The sequence below is a fragment of the Acidovorax sp. WCS2018Noco2-16 genome (genome assembly GCF_031843945.1).
Taxonomy (GTDB): domain Bacteria; phylum Pseudomonadota; class Gammaproteobacteria; order Burkholderiales; family Burkholderiaceae_C; genus Paracidovorax.
The window spans coordinates 82,302-96,174 of the sequence record NZ_JAVTJJ010000002.1; the positions used below are offsets into that span (position 1 = coordinate 82,302).

Here is a 13,873-nt window from a genome sequence, read left to right on the forward strand (position 1 = left end):
TCAGCCGCCCGTGACGGGCGGAAAAAACGCCACTTCGGCGCCCGGGGCCAGGGCGGCGTCTTCGGCGCTCATGGTCTGGTTCAGCGCCACCCGCACGGCCCGGCTGCGCGCCAGGCTGCTGGCCCAGGGCTCGCCGCGCGCGATGAGCTCGTCGCGCAGTGCGCCCAGCGTGGGCGCCGCTGTCACCACGGGTTCGCTGCCGCGGCCGATGGCTTCGCGGATGGATGCGAAGTAGCGCACCTGCACGGTAATGGAATCAGCAACAGGCGAAGAGATGGGGGCAGTCGTCATGACAGCAGCTCGGCAAAGGAGAGAAAGCGCACGGTGTCGCCGCGCGCAATGGTGGTGCCAGGCGGGTTGTCCACCACGCCATCGCCCCAGGCGGCCGAGGTCAGCACGCCCGAGCTCTGGTTGTTGAACAGCTCCAGCGTGCCGTCCGCAGCACGCTTGACGCGCAGGAACTCGCGGCGCTTGTCGGCACGCGGCCAGTCAAAGCCGGCCGTCGCTGCAGTCGCGGCAGGCGTCACGTCTTGCATGCCCTGCAGCTTGAGCAAAAACGGGCGCACCAGCACCGCGAAGGTCATGAAGCTCGACACCGGGTTGCCGGGCAGGCCCATGAAATGTGCCGACCCGATGCGGCCGTAGGCGAACGGCTTGCCGGGCTTCATGGCGATCTGCCAGAGCCGCAGCTCGCCCAGTGCCTCGACGGCGGGCTTGATGTGGTCTTCTTCGCCCACCGACACTCCGCCGCTGGTCAGGATGAGGTCGTGCGCGCTGCTGGCCTGGCGCAGCGCATCCAGCGTGGCGTCGCGGCGGTCGGGCACGATGCCCAGGTCGGTCACCTCGCAGCCCAGGCGCCGCAGCATGGCGCGCAGGAAGAAACGGTTGCTGTTGTAGATGACGCCAGGCGGCATGCGGTCGGGCGGCACGTCGCCGGGCATGACCAGTTCGTCGCCGGTGGAAAAGAGGGCCACGCGCGGGCGCCGCGACACTTCCAGGCACGCCAGGCCAATACTGGCGGCCAGGCCCAGCGCAGCAGGCCCCAGGCGCGTGCCGGCGGCCAGCACCTGCGCGCCCAGGCCGATGTCTTCGCCCGCGCGGCGCACCCACTGGCCTGCGGCCGGCACGGCGTTCACGCGCACGCGGTCGCCGGCAAGCGCTTCGCAGTCTTCCTGCATGACGATGGCGTCGGCGCCATCGGGCACCGGCGCGCCGGTGAAGATGCGTGCGGCCGTGCCCGCCGCCAGCGGAGCCGGCGCGCTGCCGGCCGGAATGCGCTGGGACACCGCCAGCTCCGCGCCGGCCTGCGCCACGTCGGCACGGCGCACGGCATAGCCGTCCATGGCGCTGTTGTCGTTGGGCGGTACCTGCAGGGGCGACGTGGCCAAGGCGCGCAGCACGCGGCCGTCGGCGTCGAAGGTGTCCACGCTTTCCACGCCCAGCACGGGCTCGGCTTGCGCCAGCAGGTCAGCCAGGGCTTCATCGAGCGGTTTGAGAGGGGGGCGCATCACGGAACTCCTGTGGGTTGCGACGGCGCGGCGTAGTCGAAGCGCGCGCCCTGGGCCAGCAGCCAGTCCACCAGCGCGACGGGGTCACGCACGTCGAACACCGGCAGCGTGGTCGGCAACGGCAAGCCGGTAGCGGGGGCGTCGGTGGCAATGGCGACGATGTGGCGGTCTTCGGCATAGCGCGCGGGGCGCTTGGTGTATTCGGGCGACGGAGCCCGCCAGACCTCGACCTTGGGCACGTCGCTTTCCTTGAAGCCTTCGACCAGCACCCAGTCCACGCTCGGCTGCAACTCGGCCAGCAGATCGTGCACGCTGAGGGTCTGCGGCTGCTCGAATTCGCGCATGAGTGCCAGGCGCTGGTCTGACGCCACGACCACTTCGTAGGCGCCGGCCTGGCGGTGGCGCCAGCTGTCTTTGCCGACATGGTCGATGTCGAAATGGTGGTGCGCGTGCTTGACCACCGACACGCGCAGCCCCCGGCGGCGCAGTTCAGGAATGAGTTGCTCGACCAGCGTGGTCTTGCCGCAGCCTGAGAACCCGGCAAAACCAACCACCTTCATCCCGTCGCTCCATTTACTATTATTTTCATAGCTACTAGCGCTTGATACATAAGCGCTAGAGCCCGATTTTGCTTAAATATTACGCTGCAATCTCGGGCACGCTGCGGCGGATGTACGCCTTCACCGCCTCGGCATCGGCCGGCAGCACGTGCACGCGCTTGGGCAGCGCCTCGATGCCTTCGAACTTCGCCGGCCGCTCGGGCGCATGGCCCAGCGCTTCGACGATGGTGTCGGCGAACTTGATGGGCAGCGCGGTCTCCAGCACGATCATCGGCACGCTGGCGTCCTGGTGGTGCTCGCGCGCCACCTTCACGCCGTCGGCCGTATGCGTGTCGATGGTGACGCCATGGCGCTCGAAGTTGTCCTTGATGGTGGCCAGGCGGTCGGCGTGCGTGCTCTTGCCACTTTCAAAACCGTACTTGGCAGCAGCGTCGGCAAACAAGGGCTCGGCGCTCAGGTCGAAGCGGCCATAGGTTTGCAGCGCGGCGCTGAACAAGGCCTTGGTGCGCTGGCCGTTGCGGCCCAGCAGGTCAAAGATGAAACGCTCGAAATTGCTGGCCTTGCTGATGTCCATTGAGGGGCTGGACGTCTCGTGCGTGTCGGCGCTGCCGCGCACGCGATACACGCCCGTGCGGAAGAACTCGTCGAGCACGTCGTTCTCGTTGGTCGCTACCACCAGTCGGTCGATAGGCAGGCCCATCATGCGGGCCACATGGCCGGCGCAGACGTTGCCGAAGTTGCCCGACGGAACGGTGAAGCTGACCTTCTGGTCGTTCGATTCAGTCGCCTGCACGTAGCCGGCAAAGTAGTAAACCACCTGCGCCAGCAGGCGCGCCCAGTTGATCGAGTTGACCGTGCCGATCTTGTATTTGCGCTTGAACTCCAGGTCGTTGCTGACGGCCTTGACGATGTCCTGGCAGTCGTCGAACACGCCAGCGATGGCGATGTTGTGGATGTTCTCGTCTTGCAGGCTGAACATCTGTGCCTGCTGGAACGGGCTCATGCGGCCGTTCGGGCTGGTCATGAAGACGCGCACGCCGGCCTTGCCCTTCATGGCGTATTCGGCCGCGCTGCCCGTGTCGCCGCTGGTGGCGCCCAGGATGTTCAACTGTTCGCCGCGCCGGGCCAGTTCGTACTCGAACAGGTTGCCCAGCAGCTGCATCGCCATGTCCTTGAAGGCCAGCGTGGGGCCGTTGGACAGGGCTTGCAGATAGAAAGCCGCCCGTCCTGAGCCTGTCGAAGGGTCTTCAAGGTGGCGCAGCGGCACGATCTCGCCGGTGCCGAAGACTTCGGCCGTGTACGTCTTCTCGCACAGCGCGCGCAGGTCGGCGGCCGGGATGTCGTCGATGTAGAGCGACAGGATCTGGAAGGCAAGTTCGGCGTAGCCTTGCTCGTGGTAGGCCCTGCGCAGACGGGTCAGCGCCGCATCACCCACCTGCGGGTAGTGCTCGGGCAAGTACAGCCCGCCATCGGGCGCCAGGCCTTCGAGCAGGATGTCGCAGAAATGCTTGCGGTCTTCGTGGCCGCGCGTAGAGAGGTACAGCATCAGTTCAGCTCCTCCTTGCGGATGCGCGTGATGGGCGCCAGCACGGTGGGCAGCGCCTGCATCTGCGCGATGGCGTCGTTCATGGTGCCTTCGCGGGTTTCGTGCGTCAGGATGATCAGGTCGGTTTGCGTGGAGCCCTCGCCGCCCACTTCATCGGCTTCGCGCTGCAGCACCGCGTCGATGCTGATGCCGGACTCGGCCAGCAGGCCGGTCACCCGGGCCAGCACGCCGGCTTGGTCGGCTACGCGCAGGCGCAGGTAGTAGCTGGTGACGACTTCGCTCATGGGCAGCACGGGCAGCGTGCCCATGGCCTTGTCGAGCGTGTGCGACTGGAAGGCCAGATGCGGCACGCGGTGCTCGGGGTCGGCCGTGGCCAGGCGGGTGATGTCCACCAGGTCGGCGATGACGGCGCTGGCCGTGGGCTCGCTGCCTGCGCCCTTGCCGTAGTACAGCGTGGTGCCGACCGCGTCGCCCTGCACCACCACGGCGTTCATCGCGCCTTCGACGTTGGCGATCAGGCGCTTGGACGGGATCAGTGTGGGATGCACGCGCAGCTCGACGCCGTCCACACCCGCGCCCGTGCGGCGCTTGGCAATACCTAGCAGCTTGATGCGATAGCCCAGTTGCTCGGCGTACTTGATGTCCGCGCCGGACAGCTTGGTGATGCCCTCCACGTAGGCCTTGTCGAACTGCACCGGAATACCGAAGGCGATGGCCGACATGATGGTGGCCTTGTGCGCGGCGTCCACGCCTTCGATGTCGAAGGTCGGGTCGGCCTCGGCGTAGCCCAGCGCCTGCGCTTCCTTCAGCACCACGTCGAAGTCCAGGCCCTTGTCGCGCATCTCGGACAGGATGAAGTTGGTGGTGCCGTTGATGATGCCGGCGATCCACTGGATGCGGTTGGCGGTGAGGCCTTCGCGCAGCGCCTTGATGATCGGAATGCCCCCGGCCACGGCGGCCTCGAAGGCCACCATCACGCCTTTGGCCGATGCGGCCGCGAAGATTTCGGTACCGTGCACAGCCAGCAGCGCCTTGTTGGCGGTGACCACGTGCTTGCCTGCGGCGATGGCTTCGAGCACCAAGGCCTTGGCAACGCCGTAGCCGCCGATGAGCTCGACCACGATGTCGATGTCGGGGTTGGCGATGATGGCGCGGGCGTCATTGACCACCTGAATGTCGGCCCCCACGGCGGCCCGGGCGCGATCCACGTCCAGGTCGGCGACCATGGTGATCTCGATGCCACGGCCGGCGCGGCGGCGGATCTCTTCCTGGTTGCGTTGCAGCACGTTGAAGACGCCGCTGCCGACGGTGCCAATACCCAGCAGGCCTACTTGGATCGGTTTCATGGTCAAAATTTCAGTCAAATCGTGCTGTAGCGCTTGATGGTCAAGCGCTGACAGCTATCAAAAAAAGGAGTGTCAGGCGGTGCCGTGCTGTTGCCGGTACTTGGCGAGGAAGTCCGCCAGGCGGCCAATGGCCACCCGCAGATCGCCGTCGTGCGGCAGAAACACGATGCGGAAGTGCTGGTTGTCGGGGTAGTTGAAGCCCGAGCCCTGCACCAGCATCACGCGCGTGGCGCGCAACACCTCCATGAAGAACTGGCGGTCGTCCGCGATGGGGTACATCGCCGGATCGAGGCGGGGGAACATGTAGAGCGCCGCCTGGGGTTTCACGCAGCTCACGCCCGGGATCGCCGAGATGAGTTCATAGGCCAGGTCGCGCTGACGCCGCAGGCGCCCGCCTTCCCTGACCAGGTCGTTGATGCTCTGGTAGCCGCCCAGAGCAGTCTGGATGGCCCACTGCCCGGGCACGTTGGAGCCCAGCTTCAGGTTGGCCAGCATGTTGAGGCCTTCGATGTAGTCGCGGGCGTCGTGCTTGGGGCCCGAGACGATCATCCAGCCGGCGCGGTAGCCGCACGAGCGGTAGGCCTTGGAGAGCGAGTTGAACGTCAGCGTCAGCACGTCGTTAGACAGGCTGGCCATGGCGGTGTGCTTGGCATCGTCGTACAGCACCTTGTCGTACACCTCATCCACCAGCAGCACCAGGCCGTGCTCGCGGGCAATGGCGACGATGCCCCGCAGCAGGTCGTCCGGGTAGAGCACGCCGGTCGGGTTGTTGGGGTTGATCACCACGATGCCGCGCGTGCGCGGCGTGATCTTGGCGCGGATGTCGGCCAGGCTGGGCAGCCAGTCATCGGCCTCGTCGCACAGGTAATGCACCGGCTTGCCGCCCGACAGCGAGACGGCAGCCGTCCACAGCGGATAGTCGGGCATGGGTACCAGCAGTTCGTCGCCATCGTCGAGCAGCGCGTTGGTGGCCATCACGATCAACTCGCTGGCGCCGTTGCCCAGGTAGATGTCGTCCAGCATGACGCCTTCGATGCCCTGCTGTTGCGAGTAGTGCATGACGGCCTTGCGCGCCGCGAAGATGCCCTTGCTGTCCGAATAGCCGGCCGAGTCGGGCAGGTTGCGGATCATGTCCTGCTGGATCTCTTCCGGCGCATCGAAGCCGAACGGCGCCATGTTGCCGATGTTCAGCTTGATGATCTTCTGGCCGTCCTCCTCCATCTGCCGGGCCGCGTCCACGATCGGGCCCCGGACATCGTAGAGAACGTTATTGAGCTTGGCGGATTTGTGGACGGTCTTCATGCTGCGCGGAGGGCAGCACGGCGGCTGCCAGAAGAAGGGGAATCGATCCTGCGGGGCACGGCAAGCCCCCGGTGAAACCTATAATTTGACCACAGTTCTCCTTGACGGAGCCGGGGCCTGCGCCCCTCTTATCCAGGGCCCTCGCGCGGGGCCACGTCACCCCGGACCCACCTTCATGAAGTTCCAGCCCGACCGATCCCACTCCCAGAGCATCAGCGGCTACGGACCTGGCTGGATCGGCATCGATGCCGAACGCATCACCCACAGCGTGGTGATCACATCGCGCGGGGTGCGCACGGAATGGAACTGCGCAAGTTATGAAGACCTGACACCCGCGCACTTCGCCCAACTGGCCGAGCTGGAGTGCGAGCTGGTGATCTTCGGCAGCGGTGGCCGCAACCGGTTTCCGCCACCTGCCTGGCTGCAACCCTTGATGGCGCGGCGCATCGGCCTGGAGACCATGGATACGCAGGCAGCCTGCCGCACTTACAACATTCTGGCGGGCGAAGGGCGCAACGTGGCGGCGGCGCTGCTGCTGGAAACGCAGGCGGCGACGTAACGCGTGCCAACTCGTTACAGACTGCGACCCACGAAAGCGTGCGTTTCAGGGTAAAATCTCGGGTTGCGGTCGGGGGCCTTACAAGAGCAATAACACACCCGCTCCCCCGACTTTCCAACGACTTTCTTCCTAAGAGAGACTAAGTGCCATGGCGATCGTTGTCAACAAACCCCTCCCTGAATTTGAAGCCAACGCGACCGGCGGGATCAAAGTCTCCAACACCTCGCACCTGGGGCAAGTCATGGTCTTGTACTTCTACCCGAAGGACAATACGCCCGGCTGCACCACCGAGGCCATGCAATTCCGCGACAAGTACAAGGACTTCGTGAAAGCCGGCGCTGCCGTCTTCGGCGTGTCACGCGACAACATGAAGTCGCACGACGACTTCAAGGAAAAGCTGGAACTGCCCTTCGAGCTCATCGCGGATACCGAAGAGAAGATGTGCCACATGTTCGGCGTGGTCAAGAACAAGATCATGTACGGCAAGAAGGTCAAGGGCATCGAGCGCAGCACCTTCCTCGTCGGCCCTGACGGTGTGCTGGTCGAAGAATGGCGCGGCCTGAAAGTGCCGGGTCACGTGGATGACGTCCTCAAGGCCGTCAAGTCCATCAAGACACTGAAAAAAGCCGCCTGACGCGCTGCGGTACACCACCGCAGGCAGTCATCAGGAATAGGCATAATGAGTCGATGCCTCTAAGCGACGCAAAGATCTCCACCCCCGCAAAAGCCGCCTTGGCCTCCAGGCGGCTTTTTGCTTTCTGACGCTTCTTCCCCTCCTTCTCTCAACGAGGCCCCCGCCCCATGCCCCTGCCCCCCGCCCCCGCCAAGCGCGCCGCGCTGCTCTCCCCGGATGCGTACCCGCAGAACACCACCCCGGTTGACGCGGTGACGCCCGCCCGGGAACCCGAGACATCCTCTACGCCATCGCAAGAACGCACCACAGCGACCAGTGGTCGCGGCAGCAAGACGAGGCGAGCGTCCGCAGGCGTGACCGCCAACGCCTCCGCCGCCGTAGCCGATGCACAGGCAGCGCGTCCCGTGGCGTCCGATCCCCAAACCGCTCCGTCCGACGCCGGCCGCTCGCGCAAAGCGCGCCGCCCTGCTGCATCAACCGCGCCTGCGATCCCTCCGGCATCGGCAGCCCCGCTGGCAGCCGCACCAGTCGCTGCCAAGCCTGCCGAGCGCCCGCGCAAACAACGCAGCACCGGCCCGAAGAAAATGTTCGTGCTGGACACGAACGTACTGCTGCACGACCCGACCTGCCTTTTCCGCTTTGAAGAGCACGACATCTTCCTGCCGATGATCGTGCTGGAAGAGTTGGACGGCCACAAGAAGGGCATGACCGAGGTCGCCCGCAACGGCCGCCAGGCCAGCCGCACGCTGGACGCTCTGGTGGGCGCGAAGGGCGCGGACATTGCTCGCGGGATCGACCTCGACTCCACCGGCCAGCGTGCGGCCGGCGGTTGCCTGCATTTCCAGACGGCGCCGCTCGACTACCAACTGCCTACCAGCCTGCCGCAGGGCAAAGCCGACAACCAGATCCTGGGCGTGGTCGAGGCGCTGCGCAAGCTGCATGCGCCGCGCGAGGTGGTGCTGGTGTCCAAGGACATCAACATGCGCGTCAAGGCACGCGCGCTGGGCCTGCATGCAGAGGACTACCAGAACGACAAGACCCTGGAAGACGGCGATCTGCTGTATGCGGGCGTGTTGGCGCTGCCGGCTGATTTCTGGATCAAGACGGGCAAGAACGTCGAGAGCTGGCAGCACGGCGCGCACACCTACTATCGCGTGGGCGGCCCGGTCGTGCCGCAGCTGATGATCAACCAGTTCGTCTATTTCGAAGCGCCGGGCGAGCCCAGCCTCTTCGCGCGGGTGACCGAAATCCGCGACAAGACTGCCGTGCTGCAGACGCTCAAGGACTATGGCTCTGCGAAGAACACGGTCTGGGGCGTGAACACGCGCAACCGTGAGCAGAACTTCGCCATGAACCTGCTGATGGATCCGGACGTGGACTTCGTCACGCTGGCCGGCACTGCCGGCACCGGCAAGACGCTGATGGCGCTGGCCGCCGGCCTCACGCAGGTGCTGGACGACCGCCGCTACACAGAAATCATCATGACCCGCGCCACCGTGAGCGTGGGCGAGGACATCGGCTTCCTGCCCGGCACCGAAGAGGAAAAAATGGGCCCCTGGATGGGAGCGCTGGACGACAACCTCGAATTCCTGGCCAAGGGCGACGGCGGCAACGCTGGCGAATGGGGGCGCGCCGCCACCAACGAGTTGATCCGCAGCCGCATCAAGATCAAGAGCATGAACTTCATGCGCGGGCGCACGTTCCTGAACAAGTACGTGATCATCGACGAGGCGCAGAACCTGACGCCCAAGCAGATGAAGACGCTGATCACCCGTGCCGGCCCCGGCACCAAGATCATCTGCATGGGCAATCTGGCGCAGATCGACACGCCTTACCTCACCGAAGGCTCCTCGGGCCTGACCTACGCCGTGGACCGCTTCAAGGGCTGGCCGCACAGCGGGCACATCACCCTGGCGCGCGGCGAACGCTCACGCCTGGCCGACTTCGCCAGCGAGGTGCTCTGACCATGGCCGTCGGATGGATGACTGCGCTGAAGCTGGTGCCCTGGGGCGAAGTGATCGAGGCGACACCGCAGATCCTGCAGGCGGCTCGCCGCCTGATGGGCTCGACCCAGAAATCACCTGCAGCGGCCGCGCCCCATGCGGGCGCCACCGGCACAACGGCGGTCACCGTCACCACGGCCGATCAGCTGGCCGTGCTGCGACAGGCGGTGCTGCAATTGCAGGACGAGCAGCGCGCCTCGGCACAGCTGATCGAATCGCTGGCCGAGCAAAACGCCTTGCTGGTGCGCGCGGTCGATACGCTGCGCGTGCGCCAGCAACGGCTGGTGTGGGGCGCCTGGGCGCTGGGAGCCGCCACGCTGGGCCTGCTGATCTGGGCCGTTACCCGATGAGGGATTGACCGCTCACTTGGCAATCGTCAACATGATTACTATCAAAAACATAGCGCGCAACGCTTATTAGATAAGCGCTGCGGGCTATTTTCATTCCAAAATCAGTAATCGTCGCCACCGTAGCCCATGGCCAGGTTTTCAAAGCGCGTCTGGTTCTTCTGGAAGAACACCTTGACGGTGCCAGTCGGGCCGTTCCGCTGCTTGCCGATGATGATTTCGGCGATGTTCGGCTCTTTGCTGTCTTTGTTGTAGTAGTCGTCGCGGTAGATGAACATGATGATGTCCGCGTCCTGCTCGATGGCGCCCGACTCTCGCAGGTCGGACATCATCGGGCGCTTGTCGGTGCGCTGCTCGACCGAACGGTTCAGCTGCGACAGTGCGATCACCGGGCATTGCAGTTCCTTGGCCAGCATCTTCAGGCCCCGCGAAATCTCGCCCAGCTCGGTCGCGCGGTTGTCGCCGCTGCTGCCGCCAGAGCCGCTCATCAGCTGCAAATAGTCGACCACGATCAAACCGAGCTTGCCGCACTGGCGGGCCAGCCGACGCGCGTTGGCGCGCAGCTCGCTGGGCGTCAGTCCCGGCGTTTCGTCGATGTGCAGCGACACGGTGCGCAGGCGCTCGACGGCTTCGGTCAGGCGCGGCCATTCTTCGTCGCTCAGCTTGCCGGTGCGCAGGTTGCCCTGGTTCACCCGGCCGATGGAGCCGACAATACGCACGGCCAGTTGAGCGGCGCCCATTTCCATCGAGAAGATGGCGACCGGCAGGCCTTCGTTGAGCGCCACGTGCTCGGCGATGTTCACCGCGAACGAGGTCTTGCCCATGGAAGGACGCGCGGCCAGCACCACCATGTCACCCGCCTGCAGGCCAGACGTCATGCGGTCCAGATCGGCAAAGCCGGTGGGCACGCCGGTCACGTCCATGGGGTTGTCGGCCATCTCCTGGACGCGGTCCAGCAGGTCGATCACTAGCGTGTCCAGCGACTGGAAGCCCTGCTTCATGCGCGAGCCTTCTTCGCCGATGGCGAAGATCTTCTGCTCGGCCTCGTCCAGGATGCGCTCGACCGTCTTGCCCATCGGGTTGAAGGCGTTGGTGGCGATCTCGTCGCTGGCCGTGACCAGCTTGCGCAGCACGGCCCGCTCGCGCACGATTTCCGCGTAGCGCCGGATGTTGCTGGCGCTGGGCACGTACTGCGCCAGGCTGTTGAGGTAGGCCAGCCCGCCTACTTCTTCGGCCTTGCCCACATTCTGCAACTCCTCGAAGACCGTGATCACGTCAGCCGGCTTGCTGGCGTTGACCAGCTTGCCGATGGCGGAATAGATCTGCTGGTGCTCATGGCGGTAGAAGTCGCCGTCGACCAGCAGGTCACCCACGCGGTCCCAGGCCACGTTGTCCAGCAGCAAGCCGCCCAGCACGCTGGATTCCGCCTCGATGGAATGAGGAGGCACGCGCAGCTGTGCCACTTCGCGATCAATCGGCGGTGGCAACGACGACGGAGTGAACTCGTCGTCCAGGGGGGGCATGACGGCGGACATCGGCAAACTCCTTCAGCGGGGCAAGGGGCACAGCCATCGCTCAAGGCATTGGCTGGGGACAGACCTGTGGACAAACCGTTGACAGGCGGTGAATTCGCGGTGGATTGCACGCCGCACCAGAAAGCACAAAAGCCGCCCTGAGGGCGGCTTCGTTGCTGGTGTCAGCAGGGTAGGTTTAAGCGGTTTCGCCGTAGACCGACACGGTGACTTCCACCACCACGTCGGTGTGCAGTGCCACGCTGATCGTGCTTTCGCCGACGACCTTGATAGGGCCGTTGGGCAGGCGCACTTGCGACTTCACGACTTCGTAGCCTTGCTTGTTCAGCTCTTCAGCGATGTCGTGGTTGGTGACGGAGCCGAACAGACGGCCATCCACACCAGCCTTTTGCGTCAGCTTGACGGTCGTGCCGCCGAGCTTCTCGCCTTGGGCCTGGGCTTCCGCCAGCTTGGCAGCAGCAGCCTTTTCCAGTTCGGCGCGCTTGGCTTCGAACTCGGCCTTGTTGGCTTCCGTGGCGCGGCGGGCGCGGCCCGACGGGATCAGGAAGTTGCGTGCGTAGCCGTCCTTGACCTTGACGATTTCGCCGAGGCTACCGAGGTTCACGACCTTGTCGAGCAGGATGATTTGCATGATGGTCGGGCTCCTTAGATCTTGTGCTGGTCGCTGTAAGGGACCAGGGCCAGGAAGCGCGCGCGCTTGATGGCAGTGTTCAGCTGACGCTGATAGATGGCGCGCGTGCCGGTCAGGCGAGCCGGAATGATCTTGCCGTTTTCGGCGATGAAATCACGCAGCGTGTCGACATCCTTGTAGTCGATCTCTTCCACACCAGCGACCGTGAAGCGGCAAAAGCGCTTGCGCTTGAACAGCAGCGACTGGGTGTTGCGCTTGGGGCGCTTGTCTTTGTTGAACTTCTTGAACGTGGCCATTTTCGGACCTCTTGAAAATTAATCTTGTTGAATATCCTGGATGTGGAATACCAGCCCCTTGCCGTTACGCGGCGTGGCCAGAAAACCCTGGAATTTCCAGCGGCTTCCCAATGCCTGTCGCGCCAGTCGCTCTGCGAGCGCCCCGAACGCCACTGCCTTCACGGCTGCCCGGACTTCTCGCCGAACACCTGCTTCGTCCTGCTGCGACTCGTGTTCGAGGCGCAAATCGAGGGCTTGCAGGCCGGCGGGCGTATATCGCAAGGCTTGAACCTCGCCGATACAGGCCGTCAGGGCTACGCGGTTTTCCACTCCTCCCGGCTTGAAGGAGGCAGATCAGCGATCGCGCTGCTGCTCGCGTTCGCTGGCAGCGAACTCAGCCTGGCTGGCCTTGCGGGCTTCTTCGCGCTCGACGGTCTTCATCATCGACGAAGGGCCGGCATCAGCCTTCTTGCGTTGCACCGTCAGGTGGCGCAGCACGGCGTCGTTGAACTTGAACGCGTGTTCCAGTTCAGCCATCACGGCCTGGTCGGCTTCAATGTTCACGCACAGGTAGTGGGCCTTGGCCAACTTGTTGATCAGGTACGCCAGTTGACGGCGGCCCCAGTCTTCCACGCGGTGCACCTTGCCACCGCCAGCGGTGATCATGCCCTTGTAGCGCTCCAGCATGGCTGGAACTTGTTCGCTTTGATCCGGGTGGATCAACAAAATGATTTCGTAATGACGCATGCAGACTCCTTCTGGGTGATACCACCTGCTGCGTCGTAGAAGCAGTGTGGCAAGGCAAAGCCGGCGATTATAGCCCAGCCTTGGCGCTTGTACACTCCCGGGCTGATTCGCGATGGTGCGCAGCTGCCTCGAGCGCTGCCGCCCGTCGCCGATCCGGGCTTTTCGCTTGAAATCCCGGGGATTGCACCGACATCCCGCACGTACTGTTCAATTTCACATCACATCGACATGTCCGACCACAATCCAGCCAACGCCCCTGCGGACCAGCAGCCCGCGCCCGAAGAAGTCGAAGCAGCGATGGCGGCCCATGCCTCCGATGAGTTGAGCCGCCTGCAAAACGAGCTGGCCGAGCTCAAGGCGAAAAGTGCCGACCTGGCCGACCAGTTCCTGCGCGCCAAGGCCGAGGCCGAAAACGCCCGCCGCCGCGCCGAAGACGAGGTTTCCAAGGCGCGCAAGTTCAGCATCGAGAGCTTTGCCGAAAGCCTGTTGCCCGTGGCAGACAGTCTGACCGCCGCCCTGGCCATCAAGGACGCAACGCCCGATCAACTGCGCGAGGGCTCCGACGCCACACTGCGCCAGCTCACCGCCGCGCTGGAGCGCAACAAGGTCCTTGCGATCAACCCGGAAGCGGGCGCCAAGTTCGATCCGCACCAACATCAGGCCATCAGCGTGGTGCCTGCGGAGCAGGAGCCGAACACGGTCGTGACGGTGCTGCAACGGGGTTACGTGATCGCCGACCGCGTGCTGCGGCCCGCCCTGGTGACAGTGACCGCCCCTAAGTAAGCGACCACTACTACGCAAATTTTCCGGATGCGCCGGCTTGAAGCCGGACAAGTTATCCACAAGTTACAGACATCCACATTTTTTCAGATAGACGGAGAAC

Annotated in this window: 16 protein-coding genes; 5 read left to right on the top strand and 11 right to left on the bottom strand. The window is 64.6% G+C overall.

Annotated elements, in window-relative coordinates; all coding sequences use genetic code 11:
* From RQI28_RS05750 to RQI28_RS05775, 6 genes are all read right to left on the bottom strand, one after another.
* Entirely contained in the window at positions 1-252 is a 252-nt protein-coding gene (locus tag RQI28_RS05750; RefSeq protein WP_404976884.1) for a MoaD/ThiS family protein, read from the bottom strand.
* Between the two features lie 35 nt (positions 253-287).
* A complete protein-coding gene (gene glp, locus RQI28_RS05755; protein WP_311221661.1) occupies positions 288-1,508 on the bottom strand; it encodes a gephyrin-like molybdotransferase Glp in 1,221 nt (406 codons plus the stop codon).
* A complete protein-coding gene (gene mobB, locus RQI28_RS05760) occupies positions 1,508-2,068 on the bottom strand; it encodes a molybdopterin-guanine dinucleotide biosynthesis protein B (RefSeq protein WP_311221662.1) in 561 nt (186 codons plus the stop codon). The genes glp and mobB overlap by 1 nt, the downstream gene beginning before the upstream one ends.
* A 79-nt stretch (positions 2,069-2,147) precedes the next feature.
* Positions 2,148-3,614, bottom strand: coding sequence for a threonine synthase (gene thrC, locus RQI28_RS05765; RefSeq protein ID WP_311221663.1), 1,467 nt, complete (start codon positions 3,612-3,614; stop codon positions 2,148-2,150).
* Positions 3,614-4,960, bottom strand: a complete 1,347-nt coding sequence (locus RQI28_RS05770) for a homoserine dehydrogenase (RefSeq protein ID WP_311221664.1) — start codon at positions 4,958-4,960, stop codon at positions 3,614-3,616. Before RQI28_RS05770 ends, thrC begins: the two co-directional genes overlap by 1 nt.
* Before the next feature lie 72 nt (positions 4,961-5,032).
* Positions 5,033-6,262 carry a pyridoxal phosphate-dependent aminotransferase gene (locus RQI28_RS05775; RefSeq protein ID WP_311221665.1) on the bottom strand — a complete coding sequence of 410 codons (1,230 nt, stop codon included), beginning with the start codon at positions 6,260-6,262 and terminating at the stop codon, positions 5,033-5,035.
* 175 nt (positions 6,263-6,437) lie between these two features.
* Here RQI28_RS05775 and RQI28_RS05780 point away from each other — a divergent pair, with 175 nt between their 5' ends.
* From RQI28_RS05780 to RQI28_RS05795, 4 genes are all read left to right on the top strand, one after another.
* Positions 6,438-6,821, top strand: coding sequence for an Mth938-like domain-containing protein (locus RQI28_RS05780; RefSeq protein ID WP_311221666.1), 384 nt, complete (start codon positions 6,438-6,440; stop codon positions 6,819-6,821).
* A 148-nt stretch (positions 6,822-6,969) separates the two neighbouring features.
* On the top strand, positions 6,970-7,455 hold the full coding sequence (locus tag RQI28_RS05785; RefSeq protein WP_311221667.1) for a peroxiredoxin: 486 nt from the start codon (positions 6,970-6,972) through the stop codon (positions 7,453-7,455).
* A 167-nt stretch (positions 7,456-7,622) separates the two neighbouring features.
* Complete coding sequence (locus RQI28_RS05790; protein WP_311221668.1) at positions 7,623-9,419, top strand: PhoH family protein; 1,797 nt, start codon at positions 7,623-7,625, stop codon at positions 9,417-9,419.
* Between the two features lie 2 nt (positions 9,420-9,421).
* Entirely contained in the window at positions 9,422-9,808 is a 387-nt protein-coding gene (locus RQI28_RS05795) for a hypothetical protein (RefSeq protein ID WP_311221669.1), read from the top strand.
* A gap of 101 nt (positions 9,809-9,909) precedes the next feature.
* Here RQI28_RS05795 and dnaB read toward each other — a convergent pair whose 3' ends face one another.
* The 5 genes from dnaB to rpsF all read right to left on the bottom strand — a co-directional run bounded on the left by dnaB (position 9,910) and on the right by rpsF (position 12,990).
* Entirely contained in the window at positions 9,910-11,340 is a 1,431-nt protein-coding gene (dnaB, locus tag RQI28_RS05800; protein ID WP_311221670.1) for a replicative DNA helicase, read from the bottom strand.
* Positions 11,341-11,515: 175 nt separating this feature from the next.
* On the bottom strand, positions 11,516-11,968 hold the full coding sequence (rplI, locus tag RQI28_RS05805) for a 50S ribosomal protein L9 (RefSeq protein WP_311221671.1): 453 nt from the start codon (positions 11,966-11,968) through the stop codon (positions 11,516-11,518).
* A 14-nt stretch (positions 11,969-11,982) separates the two neighbouring features.
* Positions 11,983-12,264: a 30S ribosomal protein S18 gene (gene rpsR, locus RQI28_RS05810; RefSeq protein WP_011794373.1), complete on the bottom strand. Its 282-nt coding sequence runs from the start codon at positions 12,262-12,264 to the stop codon at positions 11,983-11,985.
* A gap of 18 nt (positions 12,265-12,282) precedes the next feature.
* Positions 12,283-12,573 (bottom strand): primosomal replication protein N, encoded by a 291-nt coding sequence (gene priB, locus RQI28_RS05815; protein ID WP_311221672.1) that lies wholly within the window; start codon positions 12,571-12,573, stop codon positions 12,283-12,285.
* A gap of 24 nt (positions 12,574-12,597) precedes the next feature.
* Complete coding sequence (gene rpsF / locus RQI28_RS05820) at positions 12,598-12,990, bottom strand: 30S ribosomal protein S6 (RefSeq protein WP_311221673.1); 393 nt, start codon at positions 12,988-12,990, stop codon at positions 12,598-12,600.
* A 228-nt stretch (positions 12,991-13,218) separates the two neighbouring features.
* Between rpsF and grpE the strand changes: the two genes are divergently transcribed.
* Positions 13,219-13,773, top strand: coding sequence for a nucleotide exchange factor GrpE (gene grpE / locus RQI28_RS05825; protein ID WP_311221674.1), 555 nt, complete (start codon positions 13,219-13,221; stop codon positions 13,771-13,773).
* Positions 13,774-13,873: the final 100 nt, after the last annotated feature.